Annotated in this window: 22 protein-coding genes, 2 pseudogenes and 1 riboswitch; of the genes and pseudogenes, 9 read left to right on the top strand and 15 right to left on the bottom strand. The window is 73.3% G+C overall.

Going from position 1 to position 24,909, the window contains the following annotated elements; genetic code table 11:
• The first annotated feature begins 92 nt into the window (after positions 1-92).
• A complete protein-coding gene (locus ACN27B_RS06975; protein WP_422743995.1) occupies positions 93-1,316 on the top strand; it encodes an FUSC family protein in 1,224 nt (407 codons plus the stop codon).
• 23 nt (positions 1,317-1,339) lie between these two features.
• Here the strand turns inward: ACN27B_RS06975 and ACN27B_RS06970 are convergent, their stop codons facing one another.
• A complete protein-coding gene (locus ACN27B_RS06970; RefSeq protein ID WP_422743993.1) occupies positions 1,340-2,602 on the bottom strand; it encodes an aminotransferase class V-fold PLP-dependent enzyme in 1,263 nt (420 codons plus the stop codon).
• Positions 2,603-2,647: 45 nt separating this feature from the next.
• A riboswitch (SAM riboswitch) is annotated at positions 2,648-2,770 on the bottom strand.
• A gap of 23 nt (positions 2,771-2,793) precedes the next feature.
• Between ACN27B_RS06970 and ACN27B_RS06965 the strand changes: the two genes are divergently transcribed.
• Positions 2,794-4,245: a PrsW family intramembrane metalloprotease gene (locus tag ACN27B_RS06965; RefSeq protein WP_099163494.1), complete on the top strand. Its 1,452-nt coding sequence runs from the start codon at positions 2,794-2,796 to the stop codon at positions 4,243-4,245.
• A gap of 3 nt (positions 4,246-4,248) precedes the next feature.
• On the opposite strand, the gene ACN27B_RS06960 is transcribed toward ACN27B_RS06965, so the two are convergent.
• Both ACN27B_RS06960 and ACN27B_RS06955 read right to left on the bottom strand, forming a co-directional pair.
• Positions 4,249-4,416 carry a hypothetical protein gene (locus ACN27B_RS06960; RefSeq protein WP_172967907.1) on the bottom strand — a complete coding sequence of 56 codons (168 nt, stop codon included), beginning with the start codon at positions 4,414-4,416 and terminating at the stop codon, positions 4,249-4,251.
• A 71-nt stretch (positions 4,417-4,487) separates the two neighbouring features.
• Entirely contained in the window at positions 4,488-4,835 is a 348-nt protein-coding gene (locus ACN27B_RS06955) for a GroES family chaperonin (RefSeq protein WP_099163495.1), read from the bottom strand.
• A gap of 172 nt (positions 4,836-5,007) precedes the next feature.
• On the opposite strand from ACN27B_RS06955, the gene ACN27B_RS06950 reads away from it, so the two are divergent.
• Positions 5,008-6,288, top strand: coding sequence for an AI-2E family transporter (locus ACN27B_RS06950; RefSeq protein ID WP_371682312.1), 1,281 nt, complete (start codon positions 5,008-5,010; stop codon positions 6,286-6,288).
• 52 nt (positions 6,289-6,340) lie between these two features.
• On the opposite strand, the pseudogene ACN27B_RS06945 reads toward ACN27B_RS06950, so the two are convergent.
• Positions 6,341-7,027 (bottom strand): annotated as a pseudogene (locus ACN27B_RS06945) (ATP-dependent DNA helicase); the annotation flags it as partial.
• Positions 7,028-7,147: 120 nt separating this feature from the next.
• Positions 7,148-8,479: pseudogene (locus ACN27B_RS06940) on the bottom strand (ATP-dependent DNA helicase); the annotation flags it as partial.
• A 125-nt stretch (positions 8,480-8,604) separates the two neighbouring features.
• Between ACN27B_RS06940 and ACN27B_RS06935 the strand changes: the two are divergent.
• Positions 8,605-9,111, top strand: a complete 507-nt coding sequence (locus ACN27B_RS06935; RefSeq protein WP_422743990.1) for a DUF402 domain-containing protein — start codon at positions 8,605-8,607, stop codon at positions 9,109-9,111.
• Between the two features lie 7 nt (positions 9,112-9,118).
• Here the strand turns inward: ACN27B_RS06935 and sigJ are convergent, their stop codons facing one another.
• Positions 9,119-10,072, bottom strand: a complete 954-nt coding sequence (gene sigJ, locus ACN27B_RS06930; RefSeq protein ID WP_091576897.1) for an RNA polymerase sigma factor SigJ — start codon at positions 10,070-10,072, stop codon at positions 9,119-9,121.
• Positions 10,073-10,549: 477 nt separating this feature from the next.
• Between sigJ and ACN27B_RS06925 the strand changes: the two genes are divergently transcribed.
• The 3 genes from ACN27B_RS06925 (at position 10,550) to ACN27B_RS06915 (ending at position 13,287) form a co-directional block, all read left to right on the top strand.
• Positions 10,550-11,500, top strand: coding sequence for a PPK2 family polyphosphate kinase (locus ACN27B_RS06925; protein ID WP_099163499.1), 951 nt, complete (start codon positions 10,550-10,552; stop codon positions 11,498-11,500).
• A gap of 151 nt (positions 11,501-11,651) precedes the next feature.
• Positions 11,652-12,278 (top strand): DUF47 domain-containing protein, encoded by a 627-nt coding sequence (locus ACN27B_RS06920; protein WP_089157475.1) that lies wholly within the window; start codon positions 11,652-11,654, stop codon positions 12,276-12,278.
• A gap of 4 nt (positions 12,279-12,282) precedes the next feature.
• Positions 12,283-13,287, top strand: a complete 1,005-nt coding sequence (locus tag ACN27B_RS06915; RefSeq protein WP_099163500.1) for an inorganic phosphate transporter — start codon at positions 12,283-12,285, stop codon at positions 13,285-13,287.
• A gap of 76 nt (positions 13,288-13,363) precedes the next feature.
• Here the strand turns inward: ACN27B_RS06915 and ACN27B_RS06910 are convergent, their stop codons facing one another.
• The gene (locus ACN27B_RS06910; protein WP_422743986.1) at positions 13,364-14,332 is read right to left on the bottom strand and encodes a Gfo/Idh/MocA family protein; all 969 of its coding nucleotides are present in this window, start codon (positions 14,330-14,332) and stop codon (positions 13,364-13,366) included.
• 132 nt (positions 14,333-14,464) lie between these two features.
• Between ACN27B_RS06910 and ACN27B_RS06905 the strand changes: the two genes are divergently transcribed.
• On the top strand, positions 14,465-15,292 hold the full coding sequence (locus ACN27B_RS06905) for an NUDIX hydrolase (RefSeq protein ID WP_099163502.1): 828 nt from the start codon (positions 14,465-14,467) through the stop codon (positions 15,290-15,292).
• Between the two features lie 64 nt (positions 15,293-15,356).
• Here the strand turns inward: ACN27B_RS06905 and pstB are convergent, their stop codons facing one another.
• The 8 genes from pstB to ACN27B_RS06865 form a co-directional block, all read right to left on the bottom strand.
• Positions 15,357-16,133 carry a phosphate ABC transporter ATP-binding protein PstB gene (gene pstB, locus ACN27B_RS06900; protein WP_091569147.1) on the bottom strand — a complete coding sequence of 259 codons (777 nt, stop codon included), beginning with the start codon at positions 16,131-16,133 and terminating at the stop codon, positions 15,357-15,359.
• 20 nt (positions 16,134-16,153) lie between these two features.
• Positions 16,154-17,242, bottom strand: a complete 1,089-nt coding sequence (gene pstA, locus ACN27B_RS06895; RefSeq protein ID WP_098747710.1) for a phosphate ABC transporter permease PstA — start codon at positions 17,240-17,242, stop codon at positions 16,154-16,156.
• The gene (gene pstC, locus ACN27B_RS06890) at positions 17,239-18,327 is read right to left on the bottom strand and encodes a phosphate ABC transporter permease subunit PstC (protein ID WP_099163503.1); all 1,089 of its coding nucleotides are present in this window, start codon (positions 18,325-18,327) and stop codon (positions 17,239-17,241) included. The genes pstA and pstC overlap by 4 nt, the downstream gene beginning before the upstream one ends.
• Before the next feature lie 41 nt (positions 18,328-18,368).
• Positions 18,369-19,469, bottom strand: a complete 1,101-nt coding sequence (gene pstS / locus ACN27B_RS06885) for a phosphate ABC transporter substrate-binding protein PstS (protein ID WP_091569153.1) — start codon at positions 19,467-19,469, stop codon at positions 18,369-18,371.
• 291 nt (positions 19,470-19,760) lie between these two features.
• The gene (pstS, locus tag ACN27B_RS06880; RefSeq protein WP_422743982.1) at positions 19,761-20,825 is read right to left on the bottom strand and encodes a phosphate ABC transporter substrate-binding protein PstS; all 1,065 of its coding nucleotides are present in this window, start codon (positions 20,823-20,825) and stop codon (positions 19,761-19,763) included.
• Positions 20,826-20,827: 2 nt separating this feature from the next.
• The gene (mshD, locus tag ACN27B_RS06875; RefSeq protein WP_099163506.1) at positions 20,828-21,772 is read right to left on the bottom strand and encodes a mycothiol synthase; all 945 of its coding nucleotides are present in this window, start codon (positions 21,770-21,772) and stop codon (positions 20,828-20,830) included.
• A gap of 67 nt (positions 21,773-21,839) precedes the next feature.
• The gene (locus ACN27B_RS06870) at positions 21,840-22,700 is read right to left on the bottom strand and encodes a polysaccharide deacetylase family protein (RefSeq protein ID WP_099163507.1); all 861 of its coding nucleotides are present in this window, start codon (positions 22,698-22,700) and stop codon (positions 21,840-21,842) included.
• A gap of 143 nt (positions 22,701-22,843) precedes the next feature.
• A complete protein-coding gene (locus ACN27B_RS06865) occupies positions 22,844-23,563 on the bottom strand; it encodes a winged helix-turn-helix transcriptional regulator (protein ID WP_216642299.1) in 720 nt (239 codons plus the stop codon).
• Between the two features lie 248 nt (positions 23,564-23,811).
• Between ACN27B_RS06865 and ACN27B_RS06860 the strand changes: the two genes are divergently transcribed.
• Complete coding sequence (locus tag ACN27B_RS06860) at positions 23,812-24,861, top strand: hypothetical protein (RefSeq protein WP_422743979.1); 1,050 nt, start codon at positions 23,812-23,814, stop codon at positions 24,859-24,861.
• Positions 24,862-24,909: the final 48 nt, after the last annotated feature.

The raw sequence follows: 24,909 nt of genomic DNA, 5'->3' as shown, positions 1-24,909 counted from the left end.
ATCGCGGGCGGCGCGAGGATTCACCCGGGGTGGGACGGGTAGTACCGGCCATGGCCGAGGCCCGGGACCGACGACCACCGCTCCTGCGGCGTATGACGGACCGCGAAAAGCTGGGCGACCTCGACGGGCCACGGATCAGCGCCGCCATGGACGAGCTGCGGGATCGGAGCAAGGCCACCCTGCACGACCGGCTGCACCGCGTCCGTACCGCCTTCGGTCTGGCGCTGCAGGCCGGGCTCGCCGCCGGCCTGGCGTACCTGATCTCGCACCGGCTGCTGAAGAACCCGCAGCCGGTCTTCGCCCCGATCTCCGCGGTGGGCACGCTCGCCGCCTCGGTGGGCCAGCGGTTCCGGCGCACCGTCGAGCTGATCGTCGGGGTCGCGGTCGGCGTCCTCGTCGGCGACGTGCTGATCTACTTCCTCGGCACCGGCGCCTGGCAGCTCGCGCTGGTGGTGACGTCGGCGATCCTGTTGACCATCTTCGCCGGGGCGAGCGTGGCCATCGTGATCCAGGCGGCGGCCACCGCGGTGCTGATCGTGACGCTCAGCCCGTCCACCCAGAACCTGGAGTTCCCCCGCTTCGTCGACGCCTTCCTCGGCGGTGGCATCGCGTTGCTGGTCACCGCCATCTTGCTCCCGCTCAACCCGCTGCGGGTCATCAACCGGGCCGCCCGCCCCGCGCTGGACCTGCTCGCCGGTCAGCTGGACACCTGCGCCGAGGCGCTGCGCAACCAGGACCGGGGCGCCGCCCAGCGGGCGCTGTTCCGGCTGCGGGAGAACAAGGAGGAGCTGGCGGCGCTCTCCGAGGCGATCGAGGGCGCCAAGGAGACCATCACCATCTCGCCGGCCCGCTGGCACCGGCGCAGCGAGCTGACCCACTACGCCGAGGCGGCCGAGCCGATCGACCGGGCGATGCGCAACAGCGGCACCCTGATCCGCCGCTCGGTCACCATGATCGAGGACGAGGAGCCGATCCCCGAGCCGATGCCGGACGCGATCGCCCACCTCGCCGAGTCGGTACGCCTGCTGCGGCACGAGTTCGCCGCCGGCGAGGAGCCGGAGCAGGCCCGCGAGCGGTCGCTGCGCGCGGTCAGCGAGGCCGGCCGGGCGTACGCCGAGGGGGTGGGCTTCTCCGGCAGCGTGGTGATCGCGCAGGTGCGGACCACCGCCAGCGACCTGTTGGTGGCCTCCGGCGTCGACCAGGAGGAGGCGAACCGGCTGATCCGGCAGGCGTTCGGCGAGAAGGAGCAGCGCAGCGGCGAGCCCACCGAGCAGAGCCCGGCCCCCAAGCCCCCCACCGCACCCCCCGTCGGCTGACTGTCCAACCGACAGGCTCACAGTCAGGGGAGGGTGGTCAGGGCGGTGAGGAGGGTGTCCACCTCTTGTGCGGTGGTGCCCAGGCCGAGGCTGGCGCGCAGGGCGGTGGGGGGCAGGTCGGTGCGGCCGGAGCGCGCGGCGGCCTCGGACAGCAGGCGGCGGGTCAGCGGGTGGGCGCAGAACAGGCCGTCGCGCACCCCGATCCGGTGCCGGGTCGCCAGGTGGGCGGCCACCTCGGCCGAGTCCCGCCCGGCGACCACGAAGCTGACGATGCCCACCCGGGGCGCCTCCGGGCCGAACGTGCGCAGCTCCACCACGTCGGGCAGCGCGGCCAGGCCGGACCGCAGCCGGGCCAGCAGCGCCTGCTCGCGGGCGTGCAGCGCGCCCCGGTCGGCGGCCGCGAGCGCCTCGCAGACCGCGGCCAGCGCCACCGCCCCGAGCAGGTTCGGAGTCCCCGCCTCGTGGCGCGCCGGGCCGGTCGCCCAGCGCACCTCGTGGGTGGCCGCGCCGACGTGGCTGGTGGCCCCGCCGCCGGCCAGGTACGGCGGGGCGGCATCCAGCCAGTCCGCCCGCCCGACCAGCACGCCCGCGCCGAACGGGGCGTAGAGCTTGTGACCGGAGAGCGCCAGGTAGTCCACGTCCGACGCGGTCAGGTCGACCGGCGCGTGCGGGGCCAGCTGGGCGGCGTCGACCAGGATGCGGGCGCCGTGCCGGTGGGCGACCCGGGCCAGTTCCGCCACCGGCCAGCACTCGCCGGTCACGTTGCTGGCCCCGGTCACCGCGACCAGCACCGGCAGGCCGGGTCGGGCGTCGCGGGCCAGCTCGCCGAGTGCCGCGGCGAGGGACCGGACCGCGCCGGCCGGGCTGTCCGGGACCGGCAGCCGCACCGAGCCGCGCGGCCAGGGGAGCAGGTTCGCGTGGTGCTCGCCGCCGAACGTGACCACCGTGGTGCCGGCGGGAAGCGCCCGGGCCAGCAGGTTCACCGCGTCGGTGGTGTTCCGGGTGAAGATCACGTGATCGTCGGGGCGGGCGCCGACGAAGTCCGCCACGGTCTGCCGCGCCCGCTCGTAGGCCAGCGTGCAGCGCCGGGACAGCGCGCCCGCGCCGCGGTGCACGCTCGCGTACCAGGGAAGCAGCTCGGCCACCGCGTCGGCCGCGGCCCGCGCGCACGGCGCGCTGGCGGCGTGGTCCAGGTTGATCTCCCCCGGTACGCCGAGCACGCCGAGCGGGTCGGGCCGGACCGGCGTGGGCAGCACGGGAGCGGGCGGTACGAGGGTGAGGGTCATGCCGGAGCCTCCGGGTCACCGGGGGACCCCGAGGTGTCGGGACGGGGTCCGCGCTTGCCCAGCACACGGGTCGGCGCCGGGCCCGGTCATCACCCGGGGCACCCCACCGCGAACCTCGACGAGGGTTGCCGGCCAGCAAGCCGGGGCTTGACGCTGGCGCTCGTGACCTGTTCGGGAGCATAGCCGTCGCGATGCGGCCGGACCAGTGGGGCGCGGGTGACTACGCTGACCGCATGGTCGTCACCCCGCCCGGCGGAGCGCCGCCGCCGCCGTCCGCGCCCGCCGCCCCGCCGCCCGGCGCGCCGACGCCCCGGATGCCGCTGCGCCGGCTCGGTTGGCGACGTTTCCTGGCGCTGGCCGGGGTGGTGCTGCTGATCGCGGCCGGCGCGCTGTTCATGGTCTTCACGCTGGGCGAGAGCCTGGGCGCGGAGGCTCTGCTGGTCGGCGTGATCGCGGCGATCCTGCCGGTGCCGGTGCTGGTCTCCTGCTTCCTCTGGCTCGACCGCTACGAGCCCGAGCCGCTGAAATACCTGATCTTCTGTTTCGCCTGGGGCGCCTTCGTCTCCACCGCGATCTCGCTGCTGGTCAACGAGACGGGCGCGCGGCTGTTCGAGGACCGGGGGCTGCCCACCGCGCTGACCGCCGTGCTGGTCGCGCCGTTCATCGAGGAGCTGACCAAGGCGGCCGGCCCGATCCTGCTGCTGATCTTCCGCCGCCGGGAGTTCTCCGGCGTCACCGACGGCCTGGTCTACTGCGGGCTCTCCGCGGTCGGCTTCGCCATGGTCGAGAACATCCTCTACCTGGGCGGGTACGGCTACCGCACCGGCGTGGAGGAGTACGGCCCGGCCACCGGCGCCCAGCAGGTCATCGCGATCTTCATCGTGCGGATCCTGCTGTTCGGCTTCGCCCACCCGCTGTTCACCTCGATGACCGGCGTCGGGCTGGGGGTGGCCGCGCGGACCGCCGACCGCCGGGTCCGGATCCTCGCCCCGCTTGCCGGCCTGCTGCTGGCCATGATGCTGCACGGCACCTGGAACCTGCTGCCCTCGCTGGCCCAGGCCACCGGGCAGCCGGTGATCGTGCTCTACGGCTACCTCGGCGTGATGGTGCCGATCTTCTTCGCCATGGTGGGGCTGGCGGTGTGGCTGCGGGCCTGGGAGGGGCGGCTCACCGAGCGCACCCTGCCCGACTACGTGCGTGCGGGCTGGCTGACCCCGCCGGAGGTGGCGGCGCTGGGCAGTCTGGGCCGGCGGCACGCGGCCCGCACCTGGGCCCGCCGGGTGGCCGGCGACGGCGGCGTGAAGGCGATGCGCGGCTACCAGTTCGCCGCGACCCGGTTGGCGTTGCTGCGCGACGGGATGCGCCGGGGCTTGGACCGCAAGCCCGCCGAGCGGGACCGGACGGCACGGGAGGAACGGGAGCTGCTGGACGCGATCGCCGCGTACCGGTCGTTCTTCGTCGGTCGGGACCCGCAGGCGCCGGTCGGGGTCTGGGACGGTCAGCGCTACCACCTGCGGTTTCCGGACGGGTCGCAGCGCACGGTCGACGCGCCGGACGAGCCGGTGGTGCCGATCCCGGTGGTGCTGGCCCCGCCACCGCCCCCCGTCGGTCACGGCCCGCACCCGTGGCACCCGGGCGGCTGACCGTCAGGCCACCAGGCCGGTGAGGAAGTCGCCGAGCCCCTGGGCGATGGCCATCAGCGCCACCCCGATCCCCTTGAACAGCTGCGCCGCGCCGTCGGGTCGGAACGCCATGAAGTAGATCAGGAACGCGAGGAATCCCCAGGCGAGGATCTTCTTGATCACTACCGGCATGGTCCCTCCCCAGGGCGCTGAGGTGCCTGGGCTTCCCGCCGGGCAGCGCCGCAAACAGCGCCCGGGGCGGGCTACAGGTAGAGGCCGGTGGAGCCGGCGGCGGTGGTCTCCACCCGCTCGGCCGCCACGGCGTGCACGTCCCGCTCGCGCAGCAGCACGTAGGCCCGCCCGTGCAGCTCGACCTCGGAGCGGTCGTCGGGGTCGAAGAGGACCCGGTCGCCGGAGACGATCGAGCGCACGTTCGGCCCCACGCCGACCGCGGTGGCCCAGGCCAGCCGCTTGCCGACCGCCGCGGTCGCCGGGATCACGATGCCGGCGGTGGAGCGGCGTTCCCCCTCGGCGCCCTCGGTACGCACGAGCACGCGGTCGTGCAGCAGGCGGATGGGCAGCCCGGCGTCGAGACTCTGGTCGGCGGTCACGCGAAGACGCTACCGCGTGCCCCGCTGTCGATCCCGCCGTGGTTGGCCCGTGCCGTGGCGGGGCAATGTGTGGCGGAGCCGCCCTAGGGTGGGGCGGTCGGACGTATCCTGTCCCCCCTGTGACGTGGGTGGGCCAACTTTGCCGGAGGTGCGCTTGAGCCGCTTCGAGCGGATGCGCGGACGGCTCCGCCGCGCGTACGAGTCGGGCCGGGAGTCCGTCCGGTCCGGCCGGGAGGAGCTGGACTCGGCGCCGCCCGGCGCGGGCGTGGCCTCGCCCGTCTCGCCCGGTCCGGTGGCGGCGCCCTCGGCGACCGTGGTGGGCGCCGAGCCGCCGGCCGCGATGCACAACTCGACCGTCAGCCGCGACGACACGGAGGTGCCGCACGCGCTGCGCATCGCCGCCGCGTGGTGCTGGCGCCTGATCGTCATCGGCATCGTCACCTGGGCGCTGCTCAAGATCATCGGCACGATCAGCATCGTGATCATCCCGCTGACCGTCGCCCTCCTGCTCTCCGCGCTGCTAGCGCCGGCGGTCGGCTGGCTGCTCAAGGCCCGGTTCCCCCGCTCGCTGGCGACCGGCGTGGTGCTGGTCGGCGGCCTGGCCGCGGTGATCGGCACGCTGACCCTGGTGGTGAACGAGTTCATCCAGGGCGTGCCGAAGTTGAGCGAGAAGTCCTCCCAGGGCGTCCGGCAGATCCAGGACTGGTTCAAGACCGGCCCGCTGCACCTGTCCGACAGCCAGCTCGACCGCTACATCGACGAGGCGCAGAGCTGGATCAACGGCAACACCGAGCGGTTCACCAGCGGCGCGCTCAGCACCGCCGCCACGCTGGCCGAGGTGCTCACCGGCACCGTTTTGGTGCTGTTCGCGACGTTCTTCTTCCTCCGCGACGGCAACAACATCTGGCGGTTCCTGGTCCGGCTGCTGCCGGTCGCCGCGCGCTGGAAGGTCGACGACGCCGGGCGCGCGTCCTGGGCGACGCTCGGCGCGTACGTCCGGGCCACCGTTCTGGTCGCGTTCATCGACGCCGTCGGCATCGGCATCTTCCTGGTCGTCTTCGACATCCCGTTCGCGTTCCCGCTCGCCGCGCTGGTGTTCCTGGGCGCGTTCATCCCGATCGTCGGCGCCTTCCTGTCCGGCGTGGTCGCCGTGCTGGTGGCGCTGGTCGACAGCGGTCCGGTGACCGCCCTGATCATCCTCGGCGTGGTCATCGGCGTGCAGCAGGTCGAGGGGCACGTGCTCCAGCCGCTGATCATGGGTCGGGCGGTGGCCATCCACCCGCTCGCCGTGATCATCGGCATCGCCGCCGGCGTGGTGCTGGCCGGCATCGCCGGCGCGTTGGTCGCGGTGCCGCTGATCGCCGTGCTCAACACCGCGGTCCGGCGGCTCGCCGCGCGTACCGTGCCGGACACCCCGCCGGACGCCGTGGTGGTCGCCTCCCAGGCGCCCTGACCCGGCCCGACCCGTCGACGCCCGCGTCACCCCACCCGGGGAGGCGCGGGCGTCAGCTCTTGGCGAGCCGTTCCAACGCGCCCCGGGCCACCTCGGGCCGGGTGGTGTACCAGAACGGCGGCAACGACCGGCGCAGGAACGGGCCGTAGCCCCGCGCCGTCTCCAGCCGCGAGTCGAGCACCGCGACCACGCCCCGGTCGCCGGTGGCCCGGATCAGCCGGCCGACGCCCTGTGCCAGCCGGACCGCGGCGATCGGCACGCTCACCGCCGCGAACCCGGAGCCGCCGCCCGCGTCCACCGCCGCCGCGCGGGCCGCGGCGAGTGGTTCGTCGGGGCGGGGGAAGGGCAGCCGGTCGATCACCACGAGCTGGCAGGCGTCGCCCGGCACGTCCACCCCCTGCCAGAGCGACATCACCCCGAACAGGCAGCTCTCCCGTTCCTGGCGGAACCGGCGGACCAGCAGCGGCAGCGCCTCCTCGCCCTGGAGCAGCACGGGCAGGTCGGTCCGCGCCCGGACCAGCTCCGCCGCCTGCTGGGCGGCCCGTCGCGACGAGAAGAGCCCGAGGGTACGCCCACCGAGCGCCCCGACCAGCGCCAACAACTCCTCGCCGGCGGCCGTGGGCAGGCCGGACACGCTGGGGCGGGGCAGGTGCGCGGCGACGTAGAGGATGCCCTGCCGGGCGTAGTCGAACGGCGAGCCCACGTCGAGCGACCGCCAGCCGGGCCCCTCCGTGGCCGGGACCGTGCCGATCGCCGCCCGGCTGCCCTCGGTGCTGGCCACCGGCGCCGGCCCGGCGGTGCGACCCGCGGCGGCCGCGGAGGCCAGCGCGGCGGCGGCCGGCGACGGCGGGGTGGGCGGCGGGGCCTCCAGCCCGAGCGCCCGGGCCACCGTGTCGAAGCGGCCGCCCAGGGCGAGCGTGGCCGAGGTGGCGACCACGGTGCGCTCGTCGTAGAGGTGGGTGGCGAGGGTGCCGGCCACCGACAGCGGCGCCACCACCAGCGCCCGCCGGCTGCCGTTCTCCGGCTTCTCCACCCAGGCCACGTCGTGGTCGGCCTCCTCCAGCAGCCGCTGGGCGGTGGTGGACAACTCGTCCAGCACCGCCTTCGCCTGCTGCTTGCGGACCGGGTCGGGGTCGTCGGCCTTCACGTCGCCGATCGACTCCAGCGCGGCCCGGGTCGCCGCGTCGAGCAGCGTGCACGCCTCCCGCAGCGCGGGCGGCAGGCCGGCGGTGAGCCGACCGGCCGGCGCCTCGGCCAGCCCCACCGTCAGCGCGTCGCCGGCCTCGGTGAGCCGGTCGGCCAGGTCGGGCCGGAGCAGCGGCCGGGCCCGCCGGGTGGACCGGTCGATCAGCTCGGGCACCAGCTCGGCCTGGGCGGCCGAGGAGACCCGGTCGGCCAGCTCGTGCGCCTCGTCCACCACGAGCAGCTTGTGCGGCGGCACGATGTGCCGCCCGGCGAGCATGTCGACGGCGAGCAGGCTGTGGTTGGTCACCACGATGTCGGCCTCCCGGGCGCGGGCCCGGGACGCCTCCGCGAAGCACTCCTGCCCGAACGGGCAGCGGCTGGCCCCGACGCACTCCCGGGCCGGCATGGAGACGCTGCGCCACACCTGGTCGTCGACGCCCGGGTCCAGCTCGTCGCGGTCGCCGGTGGCGGTCTTCTCGGCCCAGTCGCGCAGCCGCTGCACCTGCTTGCCCAGCCGGCCGGCCTCGCCCAGCCACTTCGTCCCGCCGGGACGGGGCGCGTCGAAGAGCGCGTCGTCCGGCTCGTCCTCCACCGAGCTGTCCAGCCGGGCCAGGCACAGGTAGTGGTGGCGGCCCTTGAGCACGGCGAAGGTGGGGCGGCGGCCGAGCACCGGCTCGACCGCGTCGGCCAGCCGGGGCAGGTCGTGGTCGACGAGCTGGGACTGCAACGCCAGGGTCGCGGTGGAGACCACCACCGGACCGTCCACGGTCAGGGACGGGGCCAGGTAGGCCAGCGACTTGCCGGTGCCGGTGCCGGCCTGCACCAGCAGGTGCTCGCCGGAGGCGATGCTCCGCTCGATCGCCTCGGCCATCTGCTGCTGGCCCGGCCGGGTCGCGCCGCCCGGCACCGCGCCCACCGCGGCGGCCAGCAGCGCCCCGCCGTCGGCGCGGCCGGCCCGGCGTTTCTTCGGGACAGCGGGGCCGGTGGCGGTGCGGGACGGGCTCACCGTGCGACCGTACCCGCCGGCACCGACGGGGGTCCCGCCGCTCCGGCCGCGTGGCGCGGTCGATGCGTCGCGTCCGGTTACCTCCCGATCGCGAGGCGTGGCCGGAATCGGTTAGGGTGCCAGGCATGCCGAGCGACGTGGTCCGCGTGATCTACCGCAAGTACGACGGCAGCGCGCACCGCGACTACCCGGCCCGCCGGCTCGCCGAGGACGACCTCGGCGTCTGGCTCGGCGTGCCGGCCGGCACCGAGTCGGTCTACCACGGCCGCCCCTCGGTCGAGCAGATCCCGTTCGTCCTGCTGGTGCCCCGGCACGGCTGGTGGACCGGGATGTTCAACCCGCCGCCGCGCACCAGCGAGGTCTACTGCGACATCGCCACCCCGGCCCGCTGGGAGGGTGAGGAGACGGTCCACCTGGTCGACCTCGACCTGGACGTGGTGCGTCGCCGGGAGACCGGCGTCGTCGAGCTGCGCGACGAGGACGAGTTCGCCGAGCACCGGGCCCGGTGGAGTTACCCGGACGACCTGGTCGCCGAGGCCGAGGCGGCGGCCCGCTGGCTGCTCGGCGCGCTCGGCGACGGCAGCGAGCCGTTCGCCACCTCGTACCGCAAGTGGTTGGCCCTGGTGGTCTGAACCGCGGTCACCAGCGCGGCGGCCAGGCGGCGTCCGGCCCGAGCGGCGGCAGGTCGGCCACCTTGTCCGGGTTGAGCTGGTTGAACACGCCGGTGACCCGCCCGTCGTGCACCGCGAACGAGGTGACCATCCGGATCGTCCGCCCGTCGCGGTGGAGGAACTCCGACTGCCACCCCAGCGTGCCGTCCACCAGCACCGGCCGGCCGCGCAGGGCGCCCCGCCCCCGGGCCTGGCCGTACAGGCCGAGGAGCAGGCGGCCGACCGCGTCGGTGCCGACCACCGGGCGGCGCCCCGCCGGGAAGTGCCCGCCGGAGTCGCCGATCGACATGACGTCCGGGGCCAGCACCCGGACCAGCTGGTCCAGCTCGCCGGACTCCACCGCGGCGGCGAAGGCGGTGAGCACGCGGCGCTGCTCGGCGAGGTCGGCGCTGTGCCGTGGCGCGTCCGGCCCGTGCACGGCCCGACGCCCCCGGGACGCGAGCTGCCGCGCCGCCTCCGGCGTCACGGCGAGCACGTCGGCCACGTCGCCGAACGGCACCGCGAAGACGTCGTGCAGCACGAACGCCACCCGCTGCTCCGGCGTCAGCCGCTCCAGCACCACCAGCAGCGCGGTGCCGAGCTGGTCGGCCCGGACCGCGCGCTCGGCCGGGTCGGGGGCGAAACCGTCCGCCGCCGGTAGGCCGCGCACCACCGGCTCGGGCAGCCACTGACCCGGGTACGCCTCGCGGCGCACGCGGGCGGAGCGGAGCACGTCCAGGCAGATCCGGGAACAGGTGGTGGTCAACCAGCCGCGCACGTCGCGGACGCGGGCCCGTTCGGCCGGGTCGGCGAGTGCGCCCGAGAAGCGCAGCCAGGTCTCCTGCACGGCGTCCTCGGCCTCGCTGCGGCTGCCCAGCATCCGCTGCGCGACCGCCAGGAGGTGCCCCCGTTCCGCCTCGAACTCCCCCGCAAGCTCGTCCACCCACCCATTCTCCCGCTCGCCCACCCCGCACCGCCCACCGCCCACCGCCCGCTGCCGCGCCCGCCCGCTGCCTGCCGTCCGTCGCCCCGGCTTCGCCGCCTGCCGTCCATCGCCCGGCTCCCCCGTTCACCCGCCTTCCCTCCCGGCCGCCGTGACCAAGCCGCCTGGCGTTCGGCCGTTCGCGCCCGTCCGGCCCAGTCCGGCGGGAGATCTTGGTACGAAACGGCCCCTATAGGGGCCAGTTCTTACCAAGATCTCGACCGATCCCACTTTGTGGAAGATCGATTCCGTTCGGTGAGGCGCTGGTTCCGAGAGGGGGTGACGTGCGTGAACGGGCGGGCGGGGGCGGGGGACTGCCGACGGGCGGGGCTGGCCGGGGAACGGGTGGAGGAGGTGGGCGGATGGAGGGTGAGTCGCAAAACGGGCGTAGCGGGCACGCCGTACCCATGATCGGGGTTGCGGGGTGAGGATCGGGGGATGAGTGGCGTGGTGGGGCCCGAGGGCGGGTCGATGCGGGAGTTGTTGCGGGTGGGCCCGGGGGCGGTGGACCTGGCGGCGATCGACCCCCGGTCGACACCGGGGTTGCCGGCGGCGGCCGGGCACGGGTCGGCGCGCAAGGAGTGGGCCCGTGGGCAGGTCGAGCTGGTCGGCGCGGAGCTGGGCCGGCAGCAGGAGATGCTCTACGCCGCCGCCCAGGGCGCGGCCGGGCCGGGGAGCGCCACCAGCGCGCCCAGCCAGGCCGGCGCACGGCTGGCCGGTGACCGGCCGCGCCGGGTGCTGCTGGTGCTTCAGGCCATGGACTGCGGCGGCAAGGACGGCGCGGTCAAGCGGGTGGCCGGCGCGATGAACCCGCTCGGGCTGCACATCCGTTCCTTCGGCCCGCCGACCGAGGAGGAGCGGCGGCACGACTTCCTCTGGCGCGTCCGGCGGGCGCTGCCGCCGCCGGGCTACGTGGGCGTGTTCAACCGCTCGCACTACGAGGACGTGCTCATCGCCCGGGTGGAGGAACTGGTCGACGAGGCCACCTGGCGGTCCCGGTACGCGATCATCAACGACTTCGAGCGGGAGCTGGTCGAGCAGTCCGTGACCGTGGTGAAGGTCATGCTGCACATCTCGTACGCGGAGCAGGGCGAGCGGCTGATGGAGCGGCTCACCGACCCGACGAAGTACTGGAAGTACAACCCGAGCGATCTGGACACCCGGGCCCGCTGGGACGATTACCGGGCCGCGTACACCGAGGCGCTGGAGCGTTGCGGGACGGACGCCGCGCCCTGGTTCGTGCTGCCGGCGGACCGCAAGTGGTACCGCGACTGGGCGCTGGCCCACCTGCTGCGGGAGACGTTCGACGGGTTGGATCTGGGGTATCCGCCTGCCGATTTCGACGTCGAACGGGAGCGTGACCGGTTGCGCGACCAGGGCGGCAAGTGATCAGGTGAACAGCAGGTGAACGAGCGGTGAATCGGGCCTGACCAGGGGTGGGCCGGTCGATGCCGGGTTCGACCGTGTCCCTAGCATGCCCAGAGCAGACGCCTCTCGCAGGCGACGGCCACCCTTCCACCGACACGACGAGGTCCGTGCTGTGAAGTTTTCCTTCCGTCCCACCGAGGGCGCCTTCTACGAGCTCTTCACCAGGGCCGCGCAGAACCTGGTGAAGGGGACCGACCTGCTCAACGAGCTGGGTCTGCCCGGCGCGGACGTGCAGTCGATCAGCGAGCGGCTGACCGAGGTCGAGCACGACAGCGACCAGATCACGCACGACCTCTACAAGAAGATCAACTCCACCTTCATCACGCCCTTCGACCGGGAGGACATCTACCGGCTGGGCTCGCTGCTCGACGACGTGATGGACCACCTGGAGGCGGTCGGCAACCTGCTCTACCTGTACGGCCTGACCAAGCTCCCGTCGCTGCCGCGCGAGCTGCACGAGCTGGTCAACGTGCTCGACCAGCAGGCCAAGCTCACCGCCGAGGCGATGCCCCGACTGAAGTCGATGAAGGACCTCGAGGACTACTGGATCGAGTGCAACCGGCTCGAGAACGACGGCGACCAGGCCTACCGGATGCTGCTGGTCCGCCTCTTCTCCGGTGAGTACGACGCGCTGACGGTGCTGAAGATGAAGGAGGTGGCCGACGAGCTGGAGGCCGCCTGCGACGCCTTCGAGCACGTCGCCAACACCGTCGAGACCATCGCGGTCAAGGAGTCCTGATCCCGTGACACCCGAACTCATCGCCGTGCTGGCGGTGATCGCGGTCGCCATGGCGTTCGACTACACGAACGGCTTCCATGACGCGGCCAACGCGATCGCCACCAGCATCTCGACCCGGGCGCTGACCCCCCGGATCGCGCTCGCGCTGGCCGCCGTCGGCAACTTCGTCGGCGCGCACTTCGGCGCCGGGGTCGCCAAGACGGTCGGCGACGGACTGGTGACGCTACCGACCGGGGTGGAGAGCCTCGGCGTGGTCTTCGCCGGCGTGCTCGGCGCGATCGCCTGGAACCTGATCACCTGGTACTTCGGCCTGCCGTCCTCCTCCTCGCACGCCCTCTTCGGCGGCCTGGTCGGCGCGACCCTGTTCGCCGCCGACGGCATCGTCCAGTGGGGCAACATCCTGGAGAAGGTCATCATCCCGATGGTCCTCTCGCCGGTGGTCGGCCTGGTGCTCGGCTTCCTGGTGATGCTGGCGATCATGTGGCTGTTCCGGAAGGGGCAGCCGGGCAAGCTCAGCCGGGGCTTCCGCTGGGCGCAGACCGTGTCCGCCGCCGCCATGTCGGTCGGCCACGGCATGCAGGACGCCGCCAAGACCATGGGCATCATCGTGCTGGCGCTCTACACCGGCGGCTTCCAGGAGAGCAAGACGCACATCCCGGGCTGGGTGTTCTGGACCTCCGCGACGATGCTGGCGCTCGGCACGTACGCGGGCGGCTGGCGGATCATCCGGACGTTGGGCCGGAAGATCATCGACCTCGGTCCGGCGGAGGGCTTCGCGGCCGAGACGGTGGCCAGCGCGGTGCTCTACTTCAACGCGCTGGTGCTCAAGGCTCCGATCTCCACCACGCACACGATCACCTCGGCGATCATGGGTGTGGGCGCGACGAAGCGGCTCTCCGCGGTGCGCTGGAACGTGGCCGGCAACATCGTGATCGCCTGGATCATCACGTTCCCGGCGGCGGCGGCCATCGCCTGCCTCGCGTACCTGCTGGTGCGCCCGCTGTTCTAAGGCGGGGCCCCCTTTTAACGCCTCAGGTAGAGGAGGGGCCCCTTCTTGACATCCGATGTTAAGAAGGGGCCCCTCCTTACACGTAGGAGACGCCGATCCGGGCCTTGATGTCGTCGATCAGGGTCATGACCTCCAGCGTGGCGGCGTGCGGCACCAACGGGCTCTCGGTCAGCCCCGCCGCCAGGCAGCGCCCCACCTCGATCGCCTCGTACTGGTAACCGCCGCCGGTCAGGTCCGCCGGGATGGTCTCCGGCTCGGCGTCGAGCCGGTGCAGCACCGCCGACGCGGGTCGGAAGAACGGCTCCGGCAGCTCGATCCGGCCGGTGGTCCCGGTGATCGACGCGGTGATCGCGGTGGCGCCGACCATCCCGCAGCTCAACGTCGCCACCGCGCCGGAGTCCCAGCCCAGGACGATGCCGGTGTTCTCGTCCACCGCCTCCGGGCTCAGCCGCGCCCACGCCCGCACGTGCTGCGGCGCACCGAGCACCAGGTGGGCCAGGCTCAGCGGGTAGACACCGAGGTCGAGCAGCGCGCCCCCGCCCAGCGCGGGATTCCGCATCCGGTGCTCGGGCGGGAACGGCCCGGCCACCCCGAAGTCGGCCCGGACGTGGGTCACCTCGCCGATCGCGCCGTCGGAGATCAGCTCCAGCACCCGCAGGATCAGCGGGTTGGTCCGCATCCACATGGCCTCCATGAGGAAGAGCCCGCGGGCGCGCGCCGTCTCCACCAGCTCGGTGGTGGTGGGCAGGTCCAGCGTGCAGGGCTTCTCCACCAGCACCCCCTTGCCGCCGGCCAGACAGGCCAGCGCCGCCTCGTGGTGCGCGGCATGCGGGGTGGCCACGTAGATCGCGTCCAGGTCCGGGTCCGCGGCCAGTTCGGCCCAGGAGGCGTACGCCCGCGGCACGTCGTGCCGCCGCGCGAACGTCTCGGCGCTCTCCCGGGTGCGCGACCCGACCGCCACCAGTTCGGCGTCCGGCACCAGCCGCAAATCGTCGGCGAAACAGGCGGCGATGTGCCCGGTGGCCAGGATTCCCCAACGCGTCATGCCGGCACGCTATCCCGGACGGCGTCGCCGTCGGCAGGGTGATCCACCGGTCGGGACGGGCTGGGCGGGCGGCGCGTGGGCCGGCGGGCACCGTCGCCGACCGGTACGCCCCAGGGGAACTAGGCTCGCCGCATGACGATCGACGGCTTCGCCGCACCCCCCGCCCTGGTGGAGCACGCCCGCCGGTTCCACGCCGAGGGTGGCGTGCCGGCGGTGCCCCGGGTCGCCGCCACCGTGCTGCTGCTCCGCCCGGCCGGTGACGACTTCGAGGTCTACCTGATCCGCCGGGTCGCGGCGATGACGTTCGGCGGCATGTACGCCTTCCCCGGCGGCGGGGTGGACCGCTCCGACTCCGAGGCGCACCTGGGCTGGGCCGGCCCGGAGCCGGCGGCCTGGGGTGAGCGGTTCCGGCTCGACCCGGCGGACGCGCAGGCGGTGGTCTGCGCCGCCGCCCGCGAGGTTTTCGAGGAGGCGGGCGTGCTGCTGGCCGGCCCGGACGCGGACACCGTGGTCGGCGACGTGAGCGGCGACGACTGGGAGGCGGCCCGGCAGGACCTGGTGGGTCGGCGTACCGGCTTCGCGGATCTGCTGGCCGGGCGCGGTCTGACGCTCCGGTCCGATCTGCTGCTGCCGTGGACCCGGTGGATCACGCCGGAGTTCGAGCCGCGCCGCTTCGACACGTACTTCTTCGTGGCGCTGCTGCCCGAGGGGCAGCGGACCCGCGACGTCTCCGGCGAGGCCGACCACACGCTGTGGCTGCGCCCGGCGGACGCGCTGGCCCGGGCGGAGGCGGGGGAGCTGACCATGCTGCCGCCGACGATGGTCACCCTGGGCGAGATCGCCGCCGCCGGCGACCTGGCCGGCGTGGCCCGCGCCGCCGCGGACCGCGACCCGGGTACGCCCATCCTGCCGCGCATCGAGGACCTGGACGGTGCCCAGCCGCGCTTCCTGCTCCGCTGAGCGGGGTGTTAAAAGGGGCCCCCTGCTATGCAGAATGCGTTAACAGGGGGCCCCTCCTTACACCTCAGCCGAAGCGGCCGGTGATGTAGTCCTCGGTCTTCTTCTGGCTCGGGTTGCTGAAGATCTTCTGGGTGTTGTCGTACTCGATCAGGCGGCCCGGGTCGCCGGTCTTCTCGATCGAGAAGAAGGCGGTGCGGTCCGACACCCGCGCGGCCTGCTGCATGTTGTGCGTGACGATGATGATGGTGAACTTGTCCTTCAGCTGGAACATCAGGTCCTCGATGGCCAGCGTGGAGATCGGGTCCAGGGCCGAGCACGGCTCGTCCATCAGCACCACCTGCGGCTCGACCGCGATGGTGCGGGCGATGCAGAGCCGCTGCTGCTGACCGCCGGAGAGGCCGGCGCCGGGCTTGCCGAGCCGGTCCTTGACCTCGTCCCACAGGTTCGCCGAGCGGAGCGCCTTCTCGGCCGTCTCCTCCAGGATCGACTTGCGTCGGACGCCGTTGAGCCGCAGCCCGGCCACCACGTTCTCGAAGATGCTCATGGTGGGGAACGGATTCGGCCGCTGGAAGACCATGCCGATCATCCGGCGTACGGCCGTGACGTCCACGTCGCGGTCGTAGATGTCCTGCCCGTCGATGGTCAGGTTGCCCTCGACCCGGGCGCCGGGCAGCACCTCGTGCATCCGGTTGATCGACCGCAGGAAGGTGGACTTGCCGCAGCCGGACGGGCCGATCAGGGCGGTCACCGTCTTCGGCTCGACGGTCAGGTTGATGTTCTCGATCGCCTTGAACCCGCCGTAGTAGGCGGTGACGTTCGACGCTTCGACGCGCTTGGCCATGGTGGCGGTACCTCCGGGGTTCATCGGCCGAGCCGGTTTCGACGGGCCAGCAACTTCGCCGCGACGGTCAGGACGAGGACGAGCGCGACCAGGGTGAGCGCCGCGGTCCACGCCCGCGCCGGCGAGTACTTCGAGGCCTCGCCGGCCTGCTGGTAGACGAAGAGGGCCAGCGACGACTGGTTGTTCTCGAACGGGTTGAAGTTGATCGAGGCGCCACCACCGGCGACGAGCAGCACCGGCGCGGTCTCGCCGGCGGCCCGCGCGATGGCGAGCATGATGCCGGTGACGATGCCGGGCAGCGCGGTCGGCAGCACGACCCGCAGGATGGTCTTCCACTTCGGCACGCCGAGGGCGTAGGCGCCCTCGCGCAGCGGCGCCGGCACGAGCCGGAGCATCTCCTCGGTGGACCGGACGATGGTGGGCAGCATGAGCACGCTCAACGCCAGCGCGGCGGCGAAGCCGGAGAAGCTCGGCCGGCCGTCGTTGAACCACGGCGAGACGATCAGCACCCAGAACGCCAGCACGAACAGGCCGGTGACGATCGACGGGATGCCGGTCATCACGTCGACGAAGAAGCGGATGGTGAACGCGAACCGGCCCCGGCCGTACTCGACCACGTAGATGGCGCAGAGCACGCCGAGCGGCACGGTGATCAGGGCGGCGATGCCGACCTGCTCCAGCGTGCCGATGATCGCGTGGTAGGCGCCGCCGTTGGCGTCCCGCGCCCCGATGTTGTTCATCGAGGTGCCGAAGAAGTTGCCGTCCAGCCGCTCGGAGCCCTTGCTGACCAGCGTCCACACCACCGAGGCCAGCGGCAGCACGGCCAGCACGAAGGCGGAGTGGATCAGCGCGCTCCAGGTCCGGTTGCGGGCGGACCGCCGGCCCTCCACCGCGTTCGTCGCGACGTAGAGACCGACCAGGTAGAGCAGCGCGCCGAGCACCACGACCAGGACCGGTCCGCCGATGCCGGCGCCGTACACGAGGGCCGCCGCGAGCAGCAGCGCCGCGACGGCGATGACGGGCGCGGCGTACGCCGGGAGGCGTCGGGCCCGCAGCGTGGCCGGCTGGGCCGGCGGGCGCGGGCGGGAGGGGGTGAGAGTGGAGGTCATGCCGCAGACTCCGTGAACTCGCGGCGGCGGTAGATGATCGCGCGCGCGGTGATGTTGACGATCAGTGTGATCGCGAAGAGCACCAGGCCGGAGGCGATCAGGGCGCCGCGGCCGGTGTCGTTCGCCTCGGCGAACCGGTTGGCGATGTTCGCGGCGATCGAGTTGCCGCCGCTCTGCAGGATGTTGAACGAGATGGCGTACGTCGAGCCGAGCGTGAGCGCCAGCGCGATGGTCTCGCCGAGCGCCCGGCCCAGGCCCAGCATCACCGCGGCGATGACGCCCGGCCGGCCGTACGGCAGGACCGCGGTGCGGATCATCTCCCAGCGGGTGGCGCCGAGCGCGAGGGCGGCCTCCTCGTTGGCGGTCGGGGTCTGCCGGAACACCTCGCGGGAGAGCGAGGTGACGATCGGCAGCACCATGATCGCCAGCACCACGGAGCCGAGCAGGATCGAGCTTCCGTACGGGCCGTCGCCGAAGATCGGGATCCAGCCGAAGTACGTGTTCAGCCAGGCGGAGAGGTCGGCGACCGGCTGGGCGAAGTAGTCGCGACCCCAGAGTCCGAAGACCACGCTCGGCACCGCGGCCAGCAGGTCGATCACGAACCCGAGTCCGTTGCCGAGCCGGCGGGGGGCGTAGTGCGACAGGTAGAGGGCGATGCCGAGCGCGACGGGCACCGCCATGAGCAGCGCCAACAGCGAGCTCAGGACGGTGCCGAAGGCGAGCGCGCCGATGCCGAACTTCGGCGGGTTGTCGTTCGGGAACCAGCCCTCGAAGGTCCAGAACGACTCGGTGTTGGCCCGCAGCGCCGGCACGGCCTTGGCGATCAGAAAGATCGCGATGGCCGCGATGATCACCAGCACCGTGGTGCCGGCGGCCAGGGTGAGGCCGCGGAACGCCCGTTCCGCGCCGAAGGCGCGGGCGCGGGGCAGGCCGCCGCCCCCGCCGAGGTCGCCGCCGGGGCGGCCAAGGGGGTTTCCGGAGCGCTCGGCCACACGCGCCGAGGCACCGGCGGGCCGCTCGTGGCTCGTGGCCACGGGGGTCCCGCCGGTGCCGGCGTGCGCCGAGCGGTGAGGGGTGTCACCCATCTGCTCGCTCGCTTCGCGTTGAGGAGGTGTCGATCAGGGCGTCAGGAGAGGCTCTTGACCGCGGCCTCGACCTTGGTGCGGACGGTCTCGGGCAGCGGGGCGTAGCCCAGCTCCACCAGCTCCTGCTGGCCCTCGGCGCTGGCGGCGTGGCCGAGCAGGCCCTTGACCAGGGGCAGCTTGTCGGCGGCGAGGCCCTTGCTGCAGACGATCTCGTAGGTCGCCAGGACGATCGGGTAGGCCCCGGCCTCCTTGGTGTTGTAGTCGATCGACATCTTGAGGTCGTTGCCCTGGCCCTCGAACTTGGCCCCGGCGATGGTCTTGCCGGCCGAGTCGCCGGTCAGCTCGACGAACTCGCCGGCGCCGTTCTTGACCTTGGCCATCTTCAGGCCGGAGTTCTCGGCGTACGACCACTCGACGTAGCTGATGGTGCCGTCGGTGCTCTTGACCTTGCTGGCCACGCCGTCGGACTTGGCCGCGCCGACGCCGCCCGGGGCCTTCCACGCCTTGGAGTTGCCCAGGGTCCAGTCCGCCTCGGCGGTCTTGGACAGGTACTTGGTGAAGTTGTCGGTGGTGCCCGACTCGTCGGAGCGGTGCACCGCCTGGATCGCGGTCGACGGGAGCTTGGCGTCCGGGTTGTCGGCCTTGATCGCCGCGTCGTCCCACTTGGTGACCTTGCCGGCGAAGATCTTCGCCAGGGTGGCCGGGCTGAACTGGAGGTTGTCCGCGCCGCTGACGTTGTAGACGACCGCGACCGGGCCGATCACCATCGGCAGGTTGAGGGCCTGGCCGCCGGCGCACTTGGCGTCGGCCTGCGGCTGCTCCTCCGGCTTGAGGGCGGAGTCGGAACCGGCGAAGTCGGCGGTGCCGGCGATGAACGCCTGGATGCCGGCGCCCGAGCCGCTCGGCTCGTAGTTGATCGTGGTGCCGGAGCACTTCTGCTGGTAGGCCTTGATCCACTCGGCCATGGCGTTCTTCTGCGCGGAGGAGCCCTGCGCGTTCAGCGTGCCGGTGGCGCAGTCCGCCGCGGCGGCGGAACCGGTGGCACCGGCGGCCGGCTCGTTGTTGTCCGAGCCGCAGGCGCTGAGACCGAGAACCGCGGTAAGAGCGAGACAGGCGATGGCGCCGTGCCGCTGGAGCTTCACTGGAGGGGTTTCCCTTCACGTCTTTGGTCAGGTCGCCCGGGGTGCCGGGGGCCGGCGCTGACCGGCTGACGTGAAAGTTAGGAGGGCCAGGTGGACGGTTCGCCGGTCAGAAGTGAACGAGGGGTGAACAAGCCCGATCCGCTCGCCGACGGGAAGCTGTAAGTGTGTTGTCCATTACATGAACTGCCGGGGGCAAGTCCCTCTTATCGTTATTTGTCCGGCGACGCGTGACCTGGGCGCTACCGGGCCGTGACGCCACCGTGATGCTCCCGCCGCGGCGAGTGTCCGATCTCAGGAGATGCGGTCGACGGCGGTCCCCACCCGCCGCCGCACCGCCTCGGGCAGCGCGGCGTACCCGAGGTCGCCCGCTGCGCCCTGACCCTGGCTGCTGATCGTGTAGCGGAAGAACGCCCGGGCGAGCGGAGCCTTGTCGACCGCCAGCCCTCGCTCGCAGATCACCTCGTAGGTGACCAGGGCCAGCGGGTACGCCCCGGGTGCCCGGGTGGCCCGTTCCAGCGAGAGCCGCAGGTCGGGCCCGAGTGCGCCGACGCTCTTGACGGTGGCCCGCGAGCTGGGGGCGACGAACTCACCGGCGCCGTTGCGCACGGCCGCGGCGGGCAGATCCCTGCCGCGCAGGTACGACAGTTCGAGGTAGCCGATCCTGCCCTGCTTCTCCTCCACCGCGTCCGGCACCCGCTTGGACCCGGACACGCCGACGCCTCCCGGCAGCGGCCACTTCCGGCTCGCACCGTAGGGCCAGCGCCCGGAGGCGGTCTCGGCGAGGAACGTGGTGAAGGCTTCGGTGGTGCCGGACGAATCGGCGCGGTGCACCGGGGTGATCCCGATCGACGGCAGGGCGGTGCCGGGATTGTCCGCCCGGATCGCCGGGTCGTCCCACCGTCGCACCGCCCCGGAGAAGATCGCGGCCACCGTGCCGGGGGTGAGCCGGAGCGGAGGGTTGCCGGGCAGGTGGTAGGTCACCGCCACCGGTCCGACCGCCATCGGCAGCGCGAGCGGGGCGGCGCCCACGCACCGGGTTCGGGCCTGCTCCAGCTCGTCCGGGGACAACGGCGAGTCGGTCCCCGCGAAGTCGGCGACGCCGGCGATGAAAGACGTGATTCCTGCCCCGGAGCCGGACGGTTCGTAGTTGATCGTCGTCCCGGGGCAGGCCCTCTGGAAGGCTGTCGACCACACCTGGACAGCGTCCGCCTGAGCAGAGGAGCCCTGGCCGTTCAGGGTGCCGCGGGCGCACGCGACCCCGGGGGTCGGCTCCCGGGTCGGCGCCGGGCCGCACGCGGCGATCACGGACAGCACGGACAGCAGCCCCGCGAAAGCGCCCCGGCGGCTGCCGCGCACCGTCAGACCGTCTGGTAGTTGACGTGTCCACACCAGCGGGCGAAGCCGGTCCGCTCGTACAGCGCGACAGCGCCGGTGTTGCTCTCGTCGACGTAGAGCATCACCCGGTCCAGCCCTCGCCGGTCACGCAGGTAGGTCAGGCCGGCGGCGGTGAGGACCCGGCCGAGCCCACCACGGTGCGCGGACGGGTCGACACCGAGCACGTAGACCTCGCCGATCGGGGCCGACCCGGGCCGCTCGTGCACCTTGGTCCAGTGGAAACCGAGCAGCCGGCCGGTGCCGGACTCGACCGCGAGCAGGAAGCCGGCGCTGTCGAACCACGACTCGCCGAGTCGTACGCGGAGGTCGTCCAGCGTCCACCGGCCCTGCTCGGGGTGCTGGGCGAAGGCGGCGTTGTTGACCGCCAACCAGGCCTCGTCGTCCTGGCCGGGACGGAACGCGCGCAGCTCCACCCCCTCGGGCAGGACCGGCTCGGGCAGCGCGGCGGTCAGCGGCCGGCGCAGCTGCCACAACACCCGGGCCCGGGTGAAGCCCAGATCGACCGCGAGCGCGGCGGCCGACGGGTGGTCGCCGTGCGCCCAGGCGCGCACCGGCCCGGTGGCGGCGGCCAGCACCGCCCGGGCCAGCGCCCGGCCGGTGCCCCGGCGCCGGTGCGCGGGGTGCACGACCAACTCCACGCCGACGCCGTCGGCCGGGGCGGTGGTGTCGAGGTGCGCGTAGCCGGTCAGGGCGCCGTCGGGGGTCCGGGCGGTGAGGTGCACGGCCGGTGCCTCCGGGTCGCGCAGCCGCAGCAGTACGTGTTCGTCGAGCGGGTCGGCACCGTCGGCGTCGCCGGCGGCGCGGGCCAGCGCCAGCACCTCGGTGACCTCGTCCGGCGTCAGCCGGTCCGCCGGGGCGACCTCGGCCGCACTCCGCCCTGCGTCGCTCGTCGGCTCGGTGCTGCTCATCCGTGTCACGGTAGCGGCCCGCGGGCCGCCGTTCGCGCCGGCTCCGGGCGGGTGGCGGTGGCCCTCGTCACGGGGCGTCGACGGGCAGCGGTTCCAGCTCGAACCGGGACAGCAGTTCGGGCAGCAGGCGCTGCAACGCGGCCACGGTGCCGGAACGGTCGCCGCCGGCGTCGTGCATGAGCACGATCGCGCCGGGGCCGGTCTGGGTGCGGACGGTCGCCTCGATGGTGGTCGCGCCCGGCGCCTTCCAGTCCGACGGGTCGACGTTCCAGTGCAGCGGGGTGAGGCCCAGCTCCGCGCAGACCGACACCACCGAGGCGGTCCAGGCGCCGCCCGGCTGGCGGTAGTACGCGATGTGCGCGTCGGGCGCGGCGGCCAGGATCGCGTCGTTGGTGCGCAGCAGGTCGGCGCGGATCGTCTCCGGCGACCGCTTGCCCAGGTTGACGTCGTGCCGCCAGGAGTGGTTGCAGACGGTGTGCCCCTCGGCCACGATCGACCGGAGCAGGTCCGGGTGGCTCTCGACGTTCTCGCCGACGACGCAGAACGTGGCCTTCACGCCGTACTGGCTCAGCAGGGCTAGCACCTGCGGGGTCCACCGGGGGTCGGGGCCGTCGTCGAACGTCAGCGCGACACGGGCGGAGCCGGTGGCGGTCAGGGCGCCGAACGGGCCGGGGCCGTCGTCGCCACCGTCCGGGGCGCTCGGGTCGGCGTCCGGTGAGGTGTCGGGGAGCGCCCGGCCCGGTGCCGCGGGGAACTCGGTGCTCGGCGGCTGGTCGGCGTAGTGCGGCCCGGCGGTGGAACTGGCCACCCCGGTGGTCGTCGGGTGCTGCTCCGGCACCAGGCTGCGACCCAGCACGTAGGCCGAGGCCAGGAGGCCGGCCAGCACCACGGTCACGATGCCGGTCGCGCGCACGGTCGCGCCCGACATCAGTGGTACCGGCCGTTCGTCGCCCCCGTGGTCACCGCGCGCACCGTCGCCCCCTTTACCCGCCAAATCCGGCAGTCAGGATATGACTGACTGATGGGGCAAAAAGGGCATTCAGTGAAACTGTTCCCCCGTCGGGGGAGCGGTCAGACCGGAATCGGGGCGGGCTCCGACTCGGGCAGCGAACGCGACGGCGGCACCACGAACTTGTAACCGACCTGCCGGACCGTGCCGATCATCGACTCGTACTCGGAACCGAGCTTGGCGCGCAGGCGCCGGACGTGCACGTCCACCGTGCGCGTGCCGCCGAAGTAGTCGTAGCCCCAGACCTCGCGGAGCAACTGGTCCCGGGTGAAGACCCGCCCCGGGTGCTGGGCGAGGAACTTCAACAGCTCGAACTCCTTGTAGGTGAGGTCGAGCGGGCGGCCCTTCAGCTTCGCGGCGTAGGTGTCCGGGTCGATGTTCAGCTCACCGGCCCGGATCGAGCCGCCGGCGCCGGCGGTGGCGTTGCTCAACCGGCCGACCGCGAGCCGCAGTCGGGCCTCCACCTCGGCCGGGCCGGCCGCGGCGAGGATCACGTCGTCCACGCCCCAGTCGGCGTTCAGCGCGATCAGGCCGGCCTCGGTGACCACCGCGACCAGCGGCACGCCCAGCCCGGTGGCGTGGAGCATCCGGCAGGTGGCCCGCGCCTCGCTCAACTCCGAGCGGGCGTCCACCAGGACGGCGTCCGGGGTCGGGCCGGAGACCAGCGTGCGGACGTCGCGGGGTGCGGTGCGGACCGAGTGCGGCAGCAGGTCGAGCGCCGGCAACACCGCCGACGGCTCACCCGCCCGTGCGGTCACGAGCAGCAGGAGCTCCACGATCACCTCCGTCCCGGCGGCCCTTCGGCCGCACGCGACCAGCGGCACGCCCGGGTGTGGGGCGGCGCTGTGAACTTGCGTGGGTCCCGGCGTCGCTGACGGGCGGGGTAACGGGTTGAGCGTAACCGATCGTCCGGCCGTCACCTTCGCGTCCTTTCCCGTTTGCCCCATCTGCCCTCGATCGCGGCGCAGGTTTTAACGTTGCCGAAACCGTGACCTCCGCCGAGCCGCCCGGGTCTGGCACGATCGGGGGCGTGTTTCCCTCCACCTCGCGCGACAGCGGTCGTGAACCGTGGGCCGACGACCCGCCACCCGGGCCGTCCGGCCCCGCCCGTGGCTACCTGCCCGCCCCGCGTACCGGGCCCGCTGAAGAGGAGGGCGAACGGCGGGAGCGGAAGGGCCCGCGCCGGCTCCGCAAGGGCGGCCCCGGTCGGCGTCCCGACGACGAGCCCGGCGAGGCCCCCGAGGAGGAGGTCCCGCCGGTGGAGTTCCGCCGGCCGCTGGCGCTGACCGTGGCGGGCTTCGCCGCGCTGCTCGGCGTGGGGCTGGTCCTCGGAGCACAGACCTCCGGCCCCGGGCACCGGCTGCCCTTCGCGATCATCATCTTCGGCGTCCAGCTGCTCTTCGTGCTCGCCTGGACGATGGCCATGCGACCGCCCGCCCTCCTGGTCGTCGCGCTGGTCAGCGTCGGCGCGGCGGTCATCGCGGACGTCGCCGCCGTCCGGTCGGACGTCGCCGGCCTGGCCCCGCTCGGCTACGCGGCCGCCGCCGGACTGCTGCTCGGCGTGCTGGGTCAGCTCGTCCGCCGGGTCGACCGGGCCCGGGTCACCGAGTCGCTGGGCGGCACCCTGCTCATCGTGGTCGGCGTGGTCGCCTTCGGCACGTTGATCGTGCTCAGCCGGATCCCCAAGGGCACCCAGGCGATCACGCTCTGCCTCACCGCCGCCGGGGTGGCCCTGCTGGTGGCCCGGTTGACCGACGCCATCGCCCCCTGGCCCCGGCTCGCCCCGCAGGTGCCCCGCGGCGCGGCCGGTGTGGTGGCGGGCGCCATGCTCGGCACCCTGACCAGCGCCGTGCTCGGCAGCTACCTGGTCGGGTTCACCCCGACCAGCGCCGCGCTGGTCGGCGTGGTCGCCGCGGCCACCGCCGTGCTGGCCGACCTCGCCGTGGGCTACGCCGAGGCGGGCCGGCTGATGGCCGGCGAGCCGCCGACCATGTGGGTGGCCCGGCACATGCAGGGGCCGCTGGGCGGCTTCGCGCTCGCCGCGCCGGCCGCGTACGCGATGTGCGTGCTCTTCCTCTGAGCCCGCGGTTGGGGAGGATTCGCCTCGGGTAAGTACGGTTGCGCCGCG

It is taken from the genome of Micromonospora sp. WMMD754 (assembly GCF_049315235.1).
Taxonomy (GTDB): domain Bacteria; phylum Actinomycetota; class Actinomycetes; order Mycobacteriales; family Micromonosporaceae; genus Micromonospora; species Micromonospora sediminicola.
This window is presented reverse-complemented; position numbering and strand designations above follow the sequence as displayed.